We start from the raw sequence: 17,998 nt of genomic DNA, 5'->3' as shown, positions 1-17,998 counted from the left end.
CTCTAGGTTATCGACTAGAGGCTGGAACCCACGAATTCGACAAGGTCAACAAGGCGTGAGGTGTATCCCCACTCGTTGTCGTACCAAGCCACAACCTTCACGCTGTTGCCGATCACGGTGGTCAGCCCGGAATCGAAAATCGCCGAATGCGGGTTCGTCACAATGTCGGTGGAAACCAGCGGGTCGGTCGAGTATTCGAGGTACTTGGACAGCTTGCCCTCGCTGGCCGCCTTTTCGAAGGCCGCGTTGACCTCTTCCACGGTGGCGGTGCGGGCCAGGTTGACGGTCAGGTCGGTGGCCGAGCCGGTGGGGACCGGCACGCGCATGGCGTAGCCGTTGAGCTTGCCCTTCAGCTCCGGAAGCACCACGCCGATGGCCTTGGCGGCGCCGGTGGAGGTCGGGATCATGTTCAGCGCCGCGGCACGGGCGCGACGAGGGTCGCGGTGCGGGGCGTCCTGCAGCCGCTGGTCGGCGGTGTAGGCGTGGATGGTGGTCATCAAGCCGTCGACGATGTCGAATTCGTCGTTGAGCACCTTGGCCACCGGGGCCAGGCAGTTCGTGGTGCACGAAGCGTTCGAGATGATGGCGTGGCTGGCCGGATCGTACTTGTCCTGGTTGACACCCATCACGATGGTGATGTCCTCATGCTTGGCGGGGGCAGAGATGATGACCTTCTTGGCGCCGGCTTCGATGTGGTGGCGGGCGTCGTCGGCCTTGGTGAACAGGCCGGTGGACTCGATGACGATGTCTACGTTCAGGTCGCGCCATGGCAGGTTGCCTGGCTTGCGCTCGGACAGGACCTTGATGCGGCGTTCGCCGATGACGATCTCGTCGCCGTAGACGGAAACCGGCTCGCCCAGCGGGCCGAGGACGGAATCGAACTTCACCAGGTGAGCAAGCGAATCGATTGAACCAAGGTCGTTCACGGCGACGATATCGATGTCCGCCTTGTGGGCAAGGACCGCACGCAGGAAGTTGCGTCCGATACGACCGAAACCATTGATTCCAACACGGGTTGTCACGTGACTATCTCCTCTAAATGGGAAAATGATGCCACGACCGCAATCTTACGGAAGTGGCCTACTTTAAAGAGGACACTCCGTTGTGCCGTGCATGCGGATCCCGGCTGATGCCGGGATCCACCACACACTTAAACATTCTACGCCATCTCAGCGCTGAATGTGAGCTAACTTACCGAATAAGTCAGTTTACTTGCCTGGAACGATCAGCCCGGCGGCGCCGTTGCGGGCAGCCTCGAAGCGAGCCTGGACGTCGGCCCAGTTCACGATGTTCCAGAAGGCCTTGACGTAGTCGGCCTTGACGTTGACGTAGTCCAGGTAGAAGGCGTGCTCCCACATGTCCAGCATCAGCAGCGGGATGGTTGCCACTGGGACGTTGCCCTGCTGATCGTAGAGCTGCTCGATGACCAGCTGGCCGCCGATTGCATCGTATGCCAGGACTGCCCAGCCGGAGCCCTGCAGGCTCATGGCCGACGCGGTGAAGTGACCGCGGAATGCATCGAAGGAACCGAAGAAGTCGTCGATCGCGGCAGCCAGCTCGCCCTCAGGCTTGTCGCCGCCTTCTGGGGACAGGTTGTTCCAGAAGATCGAGTGGTTGGTGTGGCCGCCGAGGTGGAAGGCCAGATCCTTGGACAGCTTTGGGATGTTGCCGAACTCGCCCTTTTCGCGAGCCTCAGCCAGCTGCTCCAGTGCCGAGTTGGCGCCGGCAACGTAGGTTGCGTGGTGCTTCGAGTGGTGCAGCTCCATGATGCGAGCCGAGATGTTCGGCTCAAGGGCAGCGTAGTCGTACTGCAGTTCTGGCAGCGAATAGACAGCCATGATTCTCCTCAATCTGTTCAATTGGATGAATCTCCGCGGAAAGGATTACCGCGGGGACACTTTACTGTTCCAGTTCATCTACTGGAACGCTGGACTCGGTGCCGGGTATTCCCAGATCACTGGCTTTTTTATCGGCCATCGCCAAAAGGCGGCGGATCCGGCCGGCAATCGCGTCCTTGGTCATGGGTGGTTCAGCCATGCGGCCGAGCTCATCCAGCGACGCCTGTTTGTGCTCCAGGCGCAGCAGTCCGGCGTAACGCAGGTGCTCTGGCACCTCGTCACCCAGAATCTCGATGGCGCGCTCAACTCGCGCACCGGCGGCCACCGCGGCCTGCGCGCTGCGGCGCAGGTTGGCGTCGTCGAAGTTCGCCAGGCGGTTGGCCGTGGCGCGCACTTCCTTGCGCATGCGGCGCTCTTCCCAGACCATGAGCGCATCGTGCGCGCCCATGCGGGTCAGCAGCTGGGCGATGGCGTCGCCGTCGCGGATCACCACGCGGTCCACGCCGCGCACCTCGCGGGCCTTGACGGTCAGCCCCAGGCGGCGCGCCGCGCCCACTAGGGCCAGCGCTGCTTCGGGGCCCGGGCAGGTGATTTCCAGGGCGGAACTGCGTCCGGGTTCGGTGAGCGAACCGTGGGACAGGAACGCACCGCGCCACACGGCCTCGGCGTCTGCCGTCGAGCCGTTGACGATCACCGAGGGCAGGCCACGCACCGGGCGGCCGCGCTGGTCGAGCAAGCCGGTCTGGCGGGCCAGGACTTCGCCGTCCTTGGAAACGCGCACGATGTAGCGGCTGCCCTTGCGGATCCCCGATCCGGACACCATGACGATCTCGGCATCGTGGCCGTACAGCTCGCCAATGGCAATCTTCAAGCGGCGGGCGGTCGCAGCCAGGTCCACTTCAGCTTCGATGACAATTCGCCCGGAGACGATATGCAATCCTCCGCTGAAGCGCAGCATGGTAGAGACTTCGGCCTTGCGGACCGAAGGCTTGCGAATTTCCACCCGCGACAGCTCGTCTTTGACGGAAGCCGTCAATGCCATGAATCAAACTCCCTTACATGGATCCTTCCTAGGATCCGATTGCGGTAAACACCTCGTGATAGGCCGCCGCTAGACGCAACGGGTCGTGCACTGCACGACCGTCAGATACTCCTACTCTACTAAAAAAGGTCCGGGCACCGAGTTTTTGCGCTGCCAGCTCAAATCGCTCCTTGTTGTTCACCAGCGATTCGTCGGCCAGAATGGCGTCGAATTTCACCTCCGGGGCGTAGCGGCTGAGCACCTCCAGGTGCGCCGCGGCATCCAGTCCGGAAGTTTCGGCGGTTTCCAGGTCCAGGTTCATGGTCAGCAGCCGCTTGGCAGTGGTGCTGGCAATGGCCTGGCGCATGTCGGGAAGCAGCAGGTGCGGCAGCACCGAGGTGTACCAGGAGCCGGGGCCCAGGACCACCCAGTCGGCCAGTTCGATGGCTTCCAGGGCTTCGGCGCAGGCCGGCGCATCGGGCGGATCAAGGCTCACGTTGGTGACCAGTCCCCCGTGCCCCGCCTTGGCGATCTTCGCCTGGCCTTCGATGCGTCGGCGCACCAGCGTATCGGTGGCCGAGTCGGCCTCCAGCACCTCGCCGTGGATGGACAGCGGCACCGTGCTCATCGGCAGCACCTGGCCGCGAGCCCCGAGCAGGGCGCCAGCCCAGCGCAGGCCCGCCACCGGGCTGTCCAGCAGCTCCCAGAGCGCCAGGATCAGCAGATTGCCCACGGCGTGGCCGTTGAGCGGCTCGTCAGCGTTCTCCAGCGACTCGAAGCGGTGCTGCATGACATCGCGCCAGGTGCGGCCCCAGTCGTTGTCGTCGCACAAGGCGGCCAGCGCCATGCGCAAGTCGCCCGGGGGCAGCACGTCGAAGGAATTGCGCAGGCGTCCGGAGCTGCCGCCGTCGTCGGCGACGGTCACCACGGCAGTGAGGTCGGTGGACAGCCGGCGCAGCGCGGACAACGACGCGGACAGGCCGTGTCCGCCGCCCAGGGCGACGACCGACGGGTTGCGGTAGTCGTCGCTGCGGTTCAGGCCCTGGATCGGGATGGGGCCGGTAGCGAAAGCCATAATCCCTACTCGCGTCCCAGGTCTCGGTGGCTGACGTTGACGCGGACGTTGGGCAGCTGGGCAAGCCGGCGGCCTAGCTCGATGCTGGTGGCCACCGAACGGTGCTTGCCGCCGGTGCAGCCCACGGCGATCGTCGCGTAGTGCTTGTTCTCACGGCGGTAGCCTTCGAAGACGGGCTCCAGCGCCTTGAGGTAGTTCTCGATGAATTCGCTGGTTCCGGTCTGCGAGAGCACGTAGTCCGAGACTTCCTTGTCGCGGCCGGTCTGCGGGCGCAGCTCCGGCACCCAGTGCGGGTTCGGGATGAAGCGCACGTCGGCCACGTAGTTGGCGTCGGTGGGCAGGCCGTACTTGAAGCCGAAGCTCATCACGTTGATACGCAGGATGATCGGTCCGGACTCGCTGAACAGCTCGTTGACCGAGCGGGCCAGGTCGTGCACCGACATGGAGGAGGAATCCAGGATGATCTCCGCGGCGTCGCGCAGCTCGCGGGTGATTTCGCGTTCGCGCTGGATGCCGTCGACGATGCGCCCGTCGCCCTGCAGCGGGTGCGGGCGTCGTCCCTGCTCGAAGCGGCGCACCAGCACCTCGTCGCTGGCGTCGAGGTAGACCAGGCGGTACTTGACGCCGCTGGCCGTCAGATTGGCCAGCGCGTCGCGGATCTCCGGGAACATGTCCTTGGAGCGCACGTCCATCACCACGGCCATGCGCGGGATGGATCCCTGCGAGCGGCTCATCAGCTCGGTCAGGGGTCCGAGCATGGCCGGCGGCAGGTTCTCCACCACATACCAGTCCTGGTCCTCCAGGGCGTGGGCAACAGTCGTGCGACCGGCACCTGACATGCCGGTAACGATCACCAGCTCGGACTCCGGGGGCTTTACGGCTTCATACTCAGCGCTCATACTTCAAGGCTAGTCCAGAATTTCTCCGGTAGTCATGTTTACCGCGCCCGGTGACGCGCCTTGAAGCGAATCCTTGATGGTTTGCGCCAGCTTCGGGCCCACACCCGGCACTTCGAGCAGCTCCTCCACGCTGGCGGCGCGGATCTTCTTCATGGAGCCGAAATGCTTGCGCAGCGCTTCCTGCTTGGCCTTGCCCAGCCCCGGCACGGCATCCAGCTCGGATGCGAGCATCGACTTGCCGCGCTTGGCCCGGTGGAAGGTGATCGCGAAGCGGTGCGCCTCGTCGCGCAGCCGCTGCACCAGGTACAGGGCGGCGGAGGCACGCGGCAGGATCAGCGGGAACGGGTCATCCGGCAGCCACAGCTCTTCCAGGCGCTTGGCCAGGCCGACGACGGGGATGTCGTCGATGCCCAGGTCGTCCAGGGCCTTCTGGGCGGCGGCGACCTGGGGCGGGCCGCCGTCGACGATCACCAGCGAGGGCGGGTAGGCGAACTTCTTCACCTCGGCGGTGCCGGGCTCCACCTCGCCGCCGGCGAGCACCAGCGGGTCCACCTTTTCCTTCAGGTAGCGGCTGAAACGGCGGTGGATCACGTCGTACATGCTGGCGGTATCGTCGCGCGCGGCTTCCCCGGTGATGGAGAACTTGCGGTATTCGCTCTTCTTGGGCAGTCCGTCCTCGAACACGACCATCGAGGCGACCACGTTGGTGCCCTGGGTGTGCGAGGCGTCGTAGCATTCGATGCGCAGCAGCGCCTGCTCGGCGCCCAGCGCGTCCTGCAGCTCCTGCATGGCCAGCGAACGCGTGGTGATGTCGCCGGCGCGCTTGGACTTGTGCAGGCGCAGCGCCTGCTCGGCGTTTTCCACCACGGTGCCGGCCAGCGCGGCCTTGTCCCCGCGCTGGGCCACGCGCAGCGAGACCCGCGAGCCGCGCAGCTCGGAGAGCCACTGCGTGACGTCGTCCACGTCCTCGGGCAGCGTCGGCACCAGGATCTCGCGCGGGATGCGGTCGGCGTGGTCCGCGTAGACCTGGGTGAGCAGCTGCTCGACGAATTCCCCGTCGGTGGTGTCGGTGACCTTCTCCACGACCCAGCCGCGCTGGGAGCGGATGCGCCCGTCGCGCACGTGGAACACCTGCACCGCGGCTTCCAGCTCGTCCCCGTGGATGCCGAAGATGTCCGCGTCGGTGTTGTCCGCCAGCACCACCGCATTGCGCTCGAAGACCTTGTTCAGCGCCGCGATGTCGTCGCGGTAGCGGGCCGCCTGCTCGTATTCGAGCTGGGCTACGGCTTCCTGCATCTTGGCGGTCAGCGCCTTGGTGAAACGGGTGGCCTCCCCGCCCATGAAGGTGCACAGGTCATCGGCCAGCGCCCGGTGGTCTTCCTCGCTGATGCGCCCTACGCAGGGCGCGGCGCACTTGTCGATGTATCCCAGCAGGCACGGGCGGCCCGAGGCCTGCGCGCGCTTGAACACCCCGGGGGCGCAGCTGCGCACCGGGAAGACGCGCAGCAGCGTGTCAAGGGTTTCGCGGATGGCCTTGGCCGGGTAGAACGGGCCGAAGTACTTCACGCCCTTGCGCTTGTCCCCGCGCATCACCAAGGCGCGCGGGAACTTCTCGTCCATGGTCACGGCCAGGTAGGGGTAGGACTTGTCGTCGCGGAAGACGATGTTGAAGCGCGGGTTGTACTCCTTGATCCAGGTGTACTCCAGCTGCAGCGCCTCCAGCTCCGAGCCCACCACGGTCCACTCGACGCTCGCGGCGGTGAACACCATGGTGCGGGTCTTGGGCGTGAGCCGCTCGGGCTTGGCGAAGTAGGACAGCAGCCGGCTGCGCAGGATCTTGGCCTTGCCCACGTAGATGACCCGGCCGTGCTCGTCGCGGAAGCGGTACACGCCCGGCCTGGTGGGGATGTCCGAGGTTTTCGGACGGTAGCTGGCGGGATCGGCCATGGCTTACTTGGCGTCCGGGGGCAGCTGGTTGTAGGAGTCCACGCGGTCCTGGCCGGAAAGCTCGGCAATCGCGTCGACGATCCTATCGGTGGCCAGGCGGCGCTGCGGCAGCGGGTGCTTGCGTCCGAGCTTGTCGAAGTACAGCGGCTCGCCGTAGTGGATGTGGAACTTGGCCGGGCGGAAGCCCTTGGTGCCCGCGGGCTGCAGCTTCTCGGTGCCGATCAGCCCGACCGGGACCACCGGCACGCCGGTGGTCAGCGCCAGCCAACCCACCCCGGTGCGGCCGCGGTACAGCCTGCCGTCGCGCGAACGGGTGCCCTCCGGGTAGATGCCGATGCCGGAACCGCCCTCGATGATCTCCACCAGCGAATCCAGGGCCGCCACGGAGGCGGCCTGCTCGCCGCGCTGGACCGGGATGGATCCCACCGACTCGAAGAAGGACTTCATCAGCTTGCCCTTCACTCCGGGCGTGGTGAAGTATTCGGCCTTCGCGAAGAATGCGACATCGCGCGGCGTCAGCGCCTGGATGATCAGCGAGTCGAAGAAGGACAAGTGGTTGGAGGCGACGATGAAGCCGCCCTCCTTGGGCACGTTCTCCAGGCCGGTGACCTCGGCGCGGCAGATGCCGTGGATGATGCCGCGGATCGAGGATCGCGTCATGGTGTAGATGCTCATCTACCGTGCACCTTCCTGCATCAGTTCTTCAAAGTTCAATTCGGCCGCGCCGTCCCTGCCCAGCAGCAGCTGCGCCAGTTCGACCGCGGTGGAGACCCGGTAGTCGGCGGCGTCCAGCTCGTCGCCCTGGGCGAAGCCCCAGCGCACGCCGATGGACTTCACGCCGTTCGCGCGCGCGGCGTCCAGGTCGTAGTGCCGGTCCCCCACCACCACGCTACGCGACGGATCCAGATCCGCGTGCTTCAACGCGGCGGCCACGATGTGCGCCTTGCTCGATCCGTGGGATCCGCCTTCGCTGGTGTTCCCGTGCACCGCATCCAAGCTGCCGGCCAGGGACTGCGCCTCGATCAGCTCGCGGGCGATGGGCAGCGGCTTGGCGGTGGTGACCGCGGTGTGGATGCCGGCGGCGCGAAGCCCGTCCAGCAGCGTACGCATGCCCGGGTAGACCACCGACTGACGCATGCCGACCTCCGAGTATCGGGCCCGGTAGGCGGCGATCACCGAGTCGATATTCGCGTCGGTGACACCGTCCAGGGTGCGCAGCCCGATCTGCAGCGGCGGGCCGACCAACGCTTCGATTTTTTCCTCGCCGGGATCCGGAAGCCCATGGGCCACCAGGGCATGGCGGATTCCCGAGGTTATGGACCCTGCAGGGTCCACGAGGGTCCCGTCCAGATCAAAGAGCACGCTGGTTACCGACATATTCACTAGGACATCATCCCATGAAGCGGACGCGGGTAAATAATCCATAACTGAAATCGAATATACCCGCGCCCGTTCCCCCGGGTTCGCCGCTCGCGGCGCCCCCGGGCTAGAGGATTTCGGCCAGGAACCGTCCGGTGTGCGATTCGGCGACCTTCGCGACCTTCTCCGGGGTGCCGGTGGCCATGATGGTGCCGCCGCCCGAACCGCCTTCCGGTCCCAGATCGATGACCCAGTCGGCGGACTTGATGACATCCAGGTTGTGCTCGATGGTCAGCACGGTGTTGCCCTTGTCCACCAGCCCCTGCAGCACCAGCAGCAGCTTGCGGATGTCCTCGAAGTGCAGGCCGGTGGTCGGCTCGTCCAGCACGTAGATGGAGCGGCCGTTGGAGCGTTTCTGCAGCTCCGCGGCAAGCTTCACGCGCTGCGCTTCGCCACCGGAGAGCGTGGTGGCCGGCTGGCCCAGGCGGACATAGCCCAGGCCCACGTCCACCAGGGTTTTCAGATGGCGGGCGATCGGGGTGAAGGCGCTGAAGAACTCGGCGCCCTCCGCAATCGGCATGTCCAGCACGTCCGCGATGTTCTTGCCCTTGTAGAGCACCTGCAGGGTTTCGCGGTTGTAGCGCGCCCCGTGGCAGACCTCGCAGGGCACGTAGACGTCCGGCAGGAAGTTCATCTCGATCTTCAGCGTGCCGTCGCCCGAGCAGGCCTCGCAGCGTCCGCCCTTGACGTTGAAGGAGAAGCGGCCCGGCTGGTAGCCGCGAAGCTTCGCCTCGTTGGTCTCCGCGAACAGCTTGCGGATGTTGTCGAACACGCCGGTGTAGGTGGCAGGGTTGGAGCGCGGGGTGCGGCCGATCGGCGACTGGTCCACGTGGACCACCTTGTCCAGGTGCTCCAAGCCCTGCACGCGGGTGTGCCGGCCGGGGACCTGCTTCGCGCCGTTGAGCTTGTTCGCCAGCACCTTGTAGAGGATGTCGTTGACCAGGGTCGACTTGCCCGAGCCGGACACGCCGGTCACCGCGGTCAGCACGCCCAGCGGGAACTCGACGCTGACGTTCTGCAGGTTGTTCTCGCTGGCGCCGACGACCTTGAGCTTGCGGTCCTTGTCCACCTTGCGGCGCTTGGACGGGATCTCGATCTGCTTGCGGCCCGAAAGGTAGTCGCCGGTCAGCGAACGGGTGTTCTCCTTCAGCCCCTCCACGGAGCCGGAGTGCACCACTTCGCCGCCGTGCTCGCCCGCGCCAGGGCCGATGTCAACGATCCAGTCCGCCTCGGCGATGGTGTCCTCGTCGTGCTCCACCACGATCAGGGTGTTGCCCAGCGAACGCAGGTGCAGCAGGGTCTCGATCAGCCGTCGGTTGTCGCGCTGGTGCAGGCCGATGGACGGCTCGTCGAGCACGTAGAGCACACCCACCAGGCCGGAGCCGATCTGGGTGGCCAGGCGGATGCGCTGGGCTTCGCCGCCGGACAGCGTGCCGGCTGCGCGTTCAAGGGTCAGGTATTCCAGGCCCACGTCCAGCAGGAACTTCATGCGGGCGCCGATTTCCTTGAGCACCTGCACCGCGATCTGCGCCTCGCGGTTGCTCAGTTCCAGGGTGGTCAGGAACTCGGCGGCGCTGCGCAAGTCCATGGCGGAGACCTCGGCGATGGACTTGCCGCCCACCAGCACCGACAGCGAGGCCGGGTTCAGCCGGGCGCCGCCGCAGGTCGGGCACGGGATCTGGCGCATGTACTGCTCGTAGCGGTCGCGTGCGTGGTCCGATTCGGTTTCCTGGTGCTTGCGGTGCACGTAGGAGATGACGCCCTCGAAGCCGGTCGAGTACTTGCGTTCGCGGCCGAAGCGGTTCTTGTACTGCACCACGACCTTGTGGTCCTTGCCGTTCAGGATGGCCTGGCGGGCTGCGGCGGGAAGGTCTTTCCAGCGGGTGTCCATGCTGAAGCCCAGGTCCTTGCCCAAGCCCTCGATCAGCCGGTTCCAGTACTCGGTGGTGGCCTTGCCCAGCGACCACGGGGCGATTGCGCCCTCACTGAGGGTCACCTCGTCGTCGGGGACGATCAGGTGCTCGTCCACCTCCAGCTTGGTGCCGATGCCGGAGCAGGCGGCGCAGGCGCCGAAGGGGTTGTTGAAGGAGAAGGTGCGCGGCTCGATCTCGTCGATGGCCAGCGGGTGCTCGTTCGGGCAGGCGAGGTTCTCGGAGAAAGAGCGGATGCGCTTCGGGTCGTCGTCCTCCAGGTCCACGAAGTCGGCCAGCACGCGGCCGTCGGCGATGCCCAGCGCGGTCTCGATGGAGTCGGTCAGCCGCTGGCGGACCTCCTCCTTCATGGCCAGGCGGTCGACAACCACCTCGATGGTGTGCTTGACCTGCTTGGCCAGCTTCGGCGGATCGGTCAGCTGGATGGTCTGCCCGTCCACGCGGGCGCGGGAGAAGCCCTTGGCTGACAGCTCCGCGAACAGGTCGACGAATTCGCCCTTGCGGGCGCGGACCACGGGAGCCAGGATCTGGAAGCGGGTTCGCTCGGGCAGCTCCATGAGCTGGTCCACGATCTGCTGCGGGGTCTGCTTGGAAATCGGCTCGCCGCATTCCGGGCAGTGCGGCCGGCCCACGCGCGCCCAGAGCAGACGCATGTAGTCGTAGACCTCGGTGATGGTGCCGACAGTGGAACGCGGGTTGCGGCTAGTGGACTTCTGGTCGATGGACACCGCCGGGGACAGGCCCTCGATGAAGTCCACGTCCGGCTTGTCGACCTGGCCCAGGAACATTCGCGCGTAGGCAGAGAGCGACTCGACATAACGTCGCTGGCCCTCGGCGAAGATGGTGTCGAACGCGAGGGAGGACTTGCCGGACCCGGACAGGCCGGTGAAGACAATCATCGCGTCGCGCGGCAGATCGATGTCCACGTTCTTCAGGTTGTGCTCGCGCGCGCCCTTCACGACCAGGCGCGTCAGATCAGTTTTCTTGCTCTCTGCAGTAATAGCCACGAAGCAATACTAATCGAAAATTGCTTCGAATGAGTGTGAACTCTGACGCAACTCACATGCAAATCGCCAAAGGCCGCACCGTCGACCGGCGAGCGCCGTGCGATCCCCCGCACCGGGCGGGCTCAGTGCCCGCCGGCCTGCTGGGCGATCCGCGCGGTTCCGGGCAGGCGACGGACAAGTCGCGGGAGGAAATTGAACACAACGAGGACCACCAGCATGCCCAGGCCAAGACCGAACAGCACGTCGTGCGGGTAGTGCGCGCCGACTCCCACCCGCGCCACGGCGATGAGCAGGGCCGTGGCGGCCAGGTACCAGCGCAGCCGCACGATGGCCAAGGCGCAGGCGGTCGCGAAGGCGGCGGCGAGCACCGAGTGGTTCGAAGGCCAGGACCAGTCCCCGTGCGGCGGGCAGGTTTCCGCAATGGCCACGTGAATGCTCTGGCAGGGCCGCGCCTCGGTCAGGATCAGCTTGAGCGTGCTGCTTGCGGCGTAGGCGAGGATCACTCCCAGGCCTCCCAGCACCAGCCTCGCGAACGCCGCCCGGTCCCTGAACCATGACCATACGGCCAGCCCGGCGGTGAACAAGACCAGCAGCAGCAACGCCGCGTCGGCGAAGAACACCGCCAGCAGGGTGAGTGCCGGGGAGGAACCGGCCGCCGCGGTGACCGCTGTGTACAGCTGTTCGCGGACTATAAATGCCGGCAGTGACAGCGCCATGAGGCCCAGGGCGATGAGCACTGGGATGGCAGGCCGCGTTGACGTGACCCGAGCGGATTCTGTAGTCATGAGACGTGATTGTAGGCCTGGTTTCTGGGAGGGTATTCCAGCAAGTTTCAGGCCTGTTCCCAGAGAAGCTTCCCGCAGGGTTTGCCGCCTGGGGCACTATTCATCGGGCATGCGGTACGCGACCATGCCCGCGCGGTCCGGGAGCACCGCGATCCGCTGCTGGTCCTTGCCTGTGCGCTGGAACTCCGCATACAGCGGAAGGTCCTTCGTGGCCTTCTGCGTGTCACGGGTGCATGGTTGCACGGTCTGCGGCACCCTCAGGTAGGCCGTCTGTTCGTATCCGTCGATGTGCCTGACTTCCACCGAATCGCGGTCGCTGGTGCACAAGACGGTGTCACCAAGGACGTGGGAGAGTTCGAGCTTTTCCCCGGTCGAGCTGTCCACGGCGGCGAATCCCGAGGCCATGGGGACGATCACGTATTTCTGGTCGCCGAGGATTCTGTTGTTGGCCTTGGCCAGTTCCACAGCTTTCTCGTATCCGGGCATGTCATACGCCCAGCGTTCCTTGCCGGTGGCCGCGTCGATGCCTGCAACGTCCCATTCGAGGCCCGTGAGCGCCCCGCGCTTGCCGGTGGACGGATGCACCGTGGCCAATGCCTGGTGGAATCTGCAGGTGACGAAGGTGCTGCGCGTCTGGGCTTGGCGGGTCTCAACGATTCCGGAGCAGGCCTGGTCCGCGCCGGGCACCGCCCACCGGCGTTTTCCGGTGTCTGGGTCGATCCCGACCATCATGGCGTCCTTGTTCCAGTCCTGCACGTAGGCATCGCCTTCGGGGTGGTACTGGTAGTCAATCCGGGAACCATGGCCGACGAAGATCTGCTGCGGTTCCTCGAACGTAGTCCACTCCCACCCGTTGTCCGTGGAGTAGTACGAGTCGAAGACCTGTTCGTAGGGCACGCTCCACAGGATCTTGCCGTCCCGCGCGTAGCTGAGCAGTTCCTCCCTGGGCCCGCGCTGCGACGACGACGAGAGACCTTCGCCGACGAATCGGTCGTCCGGATTCTTTTTCGGTGTGGGAAGGTCCTCCCCGGCGAGCTGCTTCCAGCGGCCCTTCTCCATGTCGTAGCGCATGTTCACCGGTTCTCCGGATTTCCTGTCACCCTCAACGCACCAGGTCTCTTCGCATTCAACGGGACGGTTGGTCATGAAGTCAACCTCAATACTCGCCGAGGTGTTCTTCCCGGTAGCGAGATCAATGACCACCAGCCGTTCGGATTTCCCCTTCACCGATTCAACAAATGCCGCCATCCGGCTTCCGTTGTGCTCGAACACCGGCAGCCTCATCCTCATGCCCCCGGGGTTGTGCCCCACCGATGCCTCGCGCTTCCAGCGCAGCGAACCGTCGGCGAGCTCGCGGGCCACCAGTGTCAGCTTGCGCTGGCGTTCAACATAGGCGATGGCCAAACCAAGCTGCTCTTCGACCTGGATTTCCGAGACGACGTTCTCCTTGCTGCTCCAGGCAAGCGAGACCGGTTGCGCACTGCGGTCAACCGCAGGGGGCTCGGGCTGCGCAGGCGGTGCCGTACAACCTGCCAGCAGGCCGACCATCAGGCAGGCCGCGACAGCGGTTGGCAGTTTCAACCGGTTTTCAGCAGTGTGGTTCATGGTGTGCTCCCGAATCTTCCGTTGGGTCGATTGGCACAGCCTATGAGCTACTGAAAAATTCGTGGAAGGTTTTCCACAGCCGGAAAACATTGGTGAGAGGTACCCAGTAATACGTGGGTAATGGACTGCCCCGCATCATGTGTTCCAGGAGTGCCGCAGCAACTCCCGCGGATAGCGCTTTGCGCAGCCCGCCCACGTCGAGAACCAGGAGACTGCGATGGAACGACTGAACCGATCGGTATTGCTGGATGACAAAACCATCAGGGTGACGGTTCCCGCCACGGCGATGTACGACTTGGACCAGATGCAGAAAATTCAGCGCGAGGTGCTGGGACGGCTCGGCTGCCCCGCCTGTTGCTCGGGCTTCGACATCCGTTTCGATCTGGCCCGGAGGTTCATGGTCGATGAGGATCTTGTTGTCCGCCCGATGGACGAGCTGGCTTGATTCCGCTCACCGCTCTGCCCGAGCTCGGCGTCGGAGTGATCTACTGGCCTGCCCTCGACGGGGTGCTCTCCCGGACGGACAACGGCGTGGACGTGCTCGAACTGGAACCGCAGGCCTTCTGGTTCCAGCCCGGGCCCGACACACACGGGTACATGCTGGATGAAGCGGTGTTCAGCCACCTCGCCGAGGCTCCGCAGACCTGCCTGGCCCACGGTGTCGGCTTCCCCGTCGGAGGAACCTGCCCACCGGACCCTGAACAGGTTGATGCATTCGTGCGCAGCATTATCCGATTGGGCGCCCCGTGGGCCAGCGAGCACCTGAGTTTCAATCGGCTGCGGCAAGCCGGCGGCGAGATCGACATGGGTTTCCTGCTTCCCCCGATCCAGTCCCCCGAGTCGGTGGCTTGCGCGGTGGACAACATCCGCTTCCTGAAGCGCCACCTGCCGGTGCCGCTCGCCGTCGAAACCGGGGTCAACTATCTCAAGCCCTTGCCCGGCGAAATGCCGGACGGCGAGTTCTTCCGCTCCGTCGCCGAACAGGCCGATTGCGGGATCCTCCTGGACCTGCACAATCTCTGGGCCAACGAACGCAATGGCCGCCAGCCCATCTGCGAGGTGGTCAACCAGCTGCCGCTGGAGCGGGTCATCGAAATGCATCTGGCCGGCGGCCAGGAATACGGCGGGTACTGGGTCGACGCGCATAGCGGGCTCGCCGACCCGGAACTGATGGACATTGCCCGGCAGGTGGTGCCCCGGCTGCCGAACTTGAAGGCCATCACCTTCGAGATCATGCCCCAGTTCCTGCTGGCCTACGGCATCACCGATGATGCGCTGATCGACCAGTTCGCGCAATTGCGGAAACTGTGGCAGTTGCGCGGCACGGCGGTTTCCGAGGCACCGGTTCCGGGTCCGCGCCGAGCGGGAGCCCGTCCGGGCCCGGTGCTGCCTGCGCCTGGCCAATGGGAGGAAGCGCTGGCCTCGATCTTGCTGCCGCACCAACACACCGCTCCGGGTTTCGCCGAATCACTGGCCGGGGATGACGGCGCCGGGGTCATCCGCAAGTTGATTTCCGCCGCCAGGGCCGGAAAGGTCGCCGACGCACTGCCCCTGACCACGCGCCTGCTGCTGCTCACGCTCGGCGCCGCCCGCGTGGATCAGGTGCTGGATGACTTCTGGGCATGCACCCCGTCGGAGCAGATGGCTTCGAATGAGGCGCGCAAATTCATCGAATGGGCGCTGTCCGGTTCGCTCGGGTCCGAGGTACCGCATCTTGCCCAGGTCTCGGCATTCGAGCTGGCCGCCAACCAGGCGATCATGACCGGCCGCGAGCAACTGGTCGACTTCACCGTGGACCCGATGGAACTGCTCGGCGCGCTGCGCGCGGGACGGATGCCGTCGAAGCTTCCCGCAGGCAGGTATTCGTTGACGGTGACGCCACCCGCGGCGCCCTCCTCCTGATGAGGCCGGGCAGGGAATTCCGCAGCGCTTCGGGGACGCAGATTATTTGGGCAGCGAGCTGAAGGCGGCGCGCAGGTACTTCACCGCGGTCTCCTCGTCCACGTTCCACATCTGCGAGATCCGCGCCAGGTCGGCGGCGGCGTCGCTGACTTCCTGGTCCCCGCGGTCCTCCGCGGCCTGGACTACCGTCCCGTGCCTGCCGCGGGTGGCGACCGCACCCTGCAGCTCCAGTTCCTTGTAGACTTTGGCGACAGTGTTCACTGCAAGGCCCAGCGATCCGGCGAGCGCGCGCACCGAGGGAAGCTTGGTTCCCGGGGCGAGCCTGCCATCGGAGATGGCCGTCAGAATCTGCTCGCGCACCTGCTGATATGGAGCTACCGTTGATTTCTGGTCGAGGCTGACAAAATCCAGGTCGGTCATGCAACGCTCCGTTTCATAGATTGGATGTCGTATTCCGAGCCTATCGTGTACGCACCTGGTTTCCCCGTAGTCTGGGGACATGAATGAACTTCTTCTGGACGATGTAAGCATCCGCTGGATCTCCGTATCCGAGATGAGCAACAACGTGTACCTGATCACCGAGAGGGCCAGCGGCAAGCAGCTGCTGGTTGATGCGGCCGATGATTTCCCCGCCATTGAAGAGTTGATCTCCGCCGCGTCCGAGGACGGACCGGACACCGAGATCGTTGCCATCGCGACAACCCACCAGCATTGGGACCATGTGCGCGCGCTGGCCGCGGCGGTCGAGAAGTACCCGGTCACCACCTATGCGGGGGCCGACGACAGGCAGGGCATCGCCGACGAGTCGGGTGTGAAGATCAGCCATCCGCTCTCCCATGGAGAGAAGATCCAGCTGGGCGACGTGGTCATCGAGGCGATCCACCTGCGCGGCCACACCCCGGGATCCATCGCCTACGCGCTGGTGGATTCCTCGGGCCAGCCGGTGATCCTCAGCGGCGACAGCCTGTTCCCGGGCGGGGTGGGCAACACCTGGAAGGATCCGCAGCGCTTCAGCTCGCTGATCGCCGACGTCACCGAACGCATCTTCGACCGCTTCCCCGACGAGACCAAGGTCCTCCCCGGCCATGGCGGTACCACGGATCTGGGCACCGAGCGTCCGCACCTGGATGAATGGCGCGAACGCGGCTGGTAGGAACCCTCAGGCGGCTGCCGCAGGTTATCCGGCTGGCGGCAGCTCCTGGAAGTACAGCAGCATGCGCCACTCGCTGCCCGGCTCGCGATTGGCGAAGCCGTGGCGCTCATAAAAGCGCCGCGTTCCGGTGTCGTCCTCGTCCACGTTGATATGCAGCTCCAGGCTGCCGCGCCGCTTCAGTTCCTGGAGCAGGCAGCTGACCAGGGCTGACCCGATGCCCCGGCCGCGCAGGGCGGGTTGCACGTAGAGTTCGTCGAGCACCGCCAGCGGCCCGTCGAAATAGATGGTGGGCCGCAGGGTGAGCAGCGCGTGCCCCACGAGGCCGTGCCCATTTTGGGCGGCGACGGCGAAACACTGCGCGCTGGCCAGCATGGACTCCAGACGCCGCGCGAGCACCTCAACCGGCGGACACGGCGAATCGAACTCTCGATTGAAGTCGGCTTGCAGCCGGGCCAGATTCAGGCAGTGCTCCGGTGCCGCAAGAAAGGCATCGTACGCGTCCATGCACACAGTATGCTCCGCTTGGCCCGGTCGCGCCAGAGCCGGTGGCCTGCCGGGTGGCAGGACGCGCGTCGTCAGCCGAGCTTGCGGCCGATCATGAAGATGCGGCGGAACGGGAAGTTCGTGACTTTCGTTCCGTCAGGTCCGGCGAACGAGGGATAGTGTGCCGAGATCTGCACCCGGTAGTCATCCTCGAAGCGCTGGTAGTCCTCGGCGCTCAGCGCGGCCTTGATCGGCAGCAGCGCGGTGCCCCGCACCCAGTCGAGGATCGGGTCCTCGCCGATCATCACCTGCTGGTAGGTGGTCTCCCAGACGTTCGCCTGGAACCCAGCCTGCAGCAAGATGCGCTGGTACTCGTCAGGTTCCCCCACCACGTCGTCGTGGCGCAGCACCCCGACCAGCTTGTCCGCCCAGGCGGCGCTGTCGGCGACCTGGCGCATCACCGCATGGGACGGGGAGCCGAAGTTCCCCGGCACCTGGATGGCCACATAGGCTCCGGGTTTCAGCTCATCGAGCCACACCCTGAGCAGCTCGCGGTGCCCGGGCAGCCACTGCAGCATGGCGTTGGAGAACAACAGGTCAGTGTCCGGGTCCGGATGCCAGTGCATGGCGTCGGCCAGCGCGAATCCCAGATTCGGCTCGTGCTCGCTGCCAGAGGCGCGCTGGATCATTTCCCGCGAGGAGTCCAGACCCGTGACCTGCGCCTGTGGCCAGCGCTGGGCCAGCAGCCGGGTCATGTTTCCCGGCCCGCAGCCCAGGTCGACAACCTTCGCTGGGTCCAGCTCGCCCAGCTGGCCGAGCAGGTCCTTGTAGGGGCGGCCGCGGTAGTCGGCGAATTCGGTGTACTTTGTCGGGTCCCACTTCATATTCCAGAGCATATTCGCGCGGCGCGTCATCGCCTAGCCCGTGGTCACA

Annotated in this window: 17 protein-coding genes; 3 read left to right on the top strand and 14 right to left on the bottom strand. The window is 65.4% G+C overall.

What is annotated here, in order from left to right:
• Positions 1–14: 14 nt before the first annotated feature.
• The 11 genes from gap to ATC04_RS08160 all read right to left on the bottom strand — a co-directional run bounded on the left by gap (position 15) and on the right by ATC04_RS08160 (position 13,527).
• Positions 15–1,022 (bottom strand): type I glyceraldehyde-3-phosphate dehydrogenase, encoded by a 1,008-nt coding sequence (gap, locus tag ATC04_RS08210; RefSeq protein ID WP_047119346.1) that lies wholly within the window; start codon positions 1,020–1,022, stop codon positions 15–17.
• Between the two features lie 186 nt (positions 1,023–1,208).
• Entirely contained in the window at positions 1,209–1,838 is a 630-nt protein-coding gene (locus ATC04_RS08205; RefSeq protein WP_047119347.1) for a superoxide dismutase, read from the bottom strand.
• Between the two features lie 61 nt (positions 1,839–1,899).
• Positions 1,900–2,880 carry a DNA-binding protein WhiA gene (gene whiA / locus ATC04_RS08200; protein WP_047119348.1) on the bottom strand — a complete coding sequence of 327 codons (981 nt, stop codon included), beginning with the start codon at positions 2,878–2,880 and terminating at the stop codon, positions 1,900–1,902.
• A 28-nt stretch (positions 2,881–2,908) separates the two neighbouring features.
• Positions 2,909–3,934, bottom strand: a complete 1,026-nt coding sequence (yvcK, locus tag ATC04_RS08195) for a uridine diphosphate-N-acetylglucosamine-binding protein YvcK (protein WP_047119349.1) — start codon at positions 3,932–3,934, stop codon at positions 2,909–2,911.
• Between the two features lie 5 nt (positions 3,935–3,939).
• A complete protein-coding gene (gene rapZ / locus ATC04_RS08190; protein WP_047119350.1) occupies positions 3,940–4,833 on the bottom strand; it encodes an RNase adapter RapZ in 894 nt (297 codons plus the stop codon).
• A gap of 9 nt (positions 4,834–4,842) precedes the next feature.
• Complete coding sequence (uvrC, locus tag ATC04_RS08185) at positions 4,843–6,780, bottom strand: excinuclease ABC subunit UvrC (RefSeq protein WP_047119351.1); 1,938 nt, start codon at positions 6,778–6,780, stop codon at positions 4,843–4,845.
• A 3-nt stretch (positions 6,781–6,783) separates the two neighbouring features.
• On the bottom strand, positions 6,784–7,455 hold the full coding sequence (locus tag ATC04_RS08180) for a lysophospholipid acyltransferase family protein (protein ID WP_047119352.1): 672 nt from the start codon (positions 7,453–7,455) through the stop codon (positions 6,784–6,786).
• Complete coding sequence (locus ATC04_RS08175) at positions 7,456–8,157, bottom strand: HAD hydrolase-like protein (RefSeq protein WP_047119353.1); 702 nt, start codon at positions 8,155–8,157, stop codon at positions 7,456–7,458.
• 109 nt (positions 8,158–8,266) lie between these two features.
• Positions 8,267–11,137, bottom strand: a complete 2,871-nt coding sequence (gene uvrA, locus ATC04_RS08170; protein ID WP_047119354.1) for an excinuclease ABC subunit UvrA — start codon at positions 11,135–11,137, stop codon at positions 8,267–8,269.
• 122 nt (positions 11,138–11,259) lie between these two features.
• Entirely contained in the window at positions 11,260–11,922 is a 663-nt protein-coding gene (locus ATC04_RS08165; RefSeq protein WP_082123918.1) for a phosphatase PAP2 family protein, read from the bottom strand.
• A gap of 96 nt (positions 11,923–12,018) precedes the next feature.
• A complete protein-coding gene (locus tag ATC04_RS08160) occupies positions 12,019–13,527 on the bottom strand; it encodes a PQQ-binding-like beta-propeller repeat protein (protein ID WP_047119355.1) in 1,509 nt (502 codons plus the stop codon).
• Positions 13,528–13,744: 217 nt separating this feature from the next.
• Here ATC04_RS08160 and ATC04_RS08155 point away from each other — a divergent pair, with 217 nt between their 5' ends.
• Complete coding sequence (locus ATC04_RS08155; protein ID WP_047119356.1) at positions 13,745–13,972, top strand: hypothetical protein; 228 nt, start codon at positions 13,745–13,747, stop codon at positions 13,970–13,972.
• Positions 13,969–15,429 carry a DUF692 family multinuclear iron-containing protein gene (locus tag ATC04_RS08150; RefSeq protein WP_052772393.1) on the top strand — a complete coding sequence of 487 codons (1,461 nt, stop codon included), beginning with the start codon at positions 13,969–13,971 and terminating at the stop codon, positions 15,427–15,429. The genes ATC04_RS08155 and ATC04_RS08150 overlap by 4 nt, the downstream gene beginning before the upstream one ends.
• A 42-nt stretch (positions 15,430–15,471) precedes the next feature.
• On the opposite strand, the gene ATC04_RS08145 is transcribed toward ATC04_RS08150, so the two are convergent.
• Positions 15,472–15,849: a GntR family transcriptional regulator gene (locus tag ATC04_RS08145; RefSeq protein ID WP_047119357.1), complete on the bottom strand. Its 378-nt coding sequence runs from the start codon at positions 15,847–15,849 to the stop codon at positions 15,472–15,474.
• A gap of 79 nt (positions 15,850–15,928) precedes the next feature.
• Between ATC04_RS08145 and ATC04_RS08140 the strand changes: the two genes are divergently transcribed.
• Entirely contained in the window at positions 15,929–16,582 is a 654-nt protein-coding gene (locus ATC04_RS08140) for an MBL fold metallo-hydrolase (RefSeq protein ID WP_047119358.1), read from the top strand.
• Positions 16,583–16,606: 24 nt separating this feature from the next.
• Here the strand turns inward: ATC04_RS08140 and ATC04_RS08135 are convergent, their stop codons facing one another.
• Together ATC04_RS08135 and ATC04_RS08130 are read right to left on the bottom strand one after the other, a co-directional pair.
• Complete coding sequence (locus tag ATC04_RS08135) at positions 16,607–17,086, bottom strand: GNAT family N-acetyltransferase (RefSeq protein ID WP_047119359.1); 480 nt, start codon at positions 17,084–17,086, stop codon at positions 16,607–16,609.
• Between the two features lie 71 nt (positions 17,087–17,157).
• A complete protein-coding gene (locus tag ATC04_RS08130) occupies positions 17,158–17,949 on the bottom strand; it encodes a trans-aconitate 2-methyltransferase (protein WP_047119360.1) in 792 nt (263 codons plus the stop codon).
• Positions 17,950–17,998 lie beyond the last annotated feature (49 nt).

This window comes from Arthrobacter sp. YC-RL1 (assembly GCF_001454985.1).
In the GTDB taxonomy this organism is placed as follows: Bacteria; Actinomycetota; Actinomycetes; order Actinomycetales; family Micrococcaceae; genus Glutamicibacter; species Glutamicibacter soli.
This window is presented reverse-complemented; position numbering and strand designations above follow the sequence as displayed.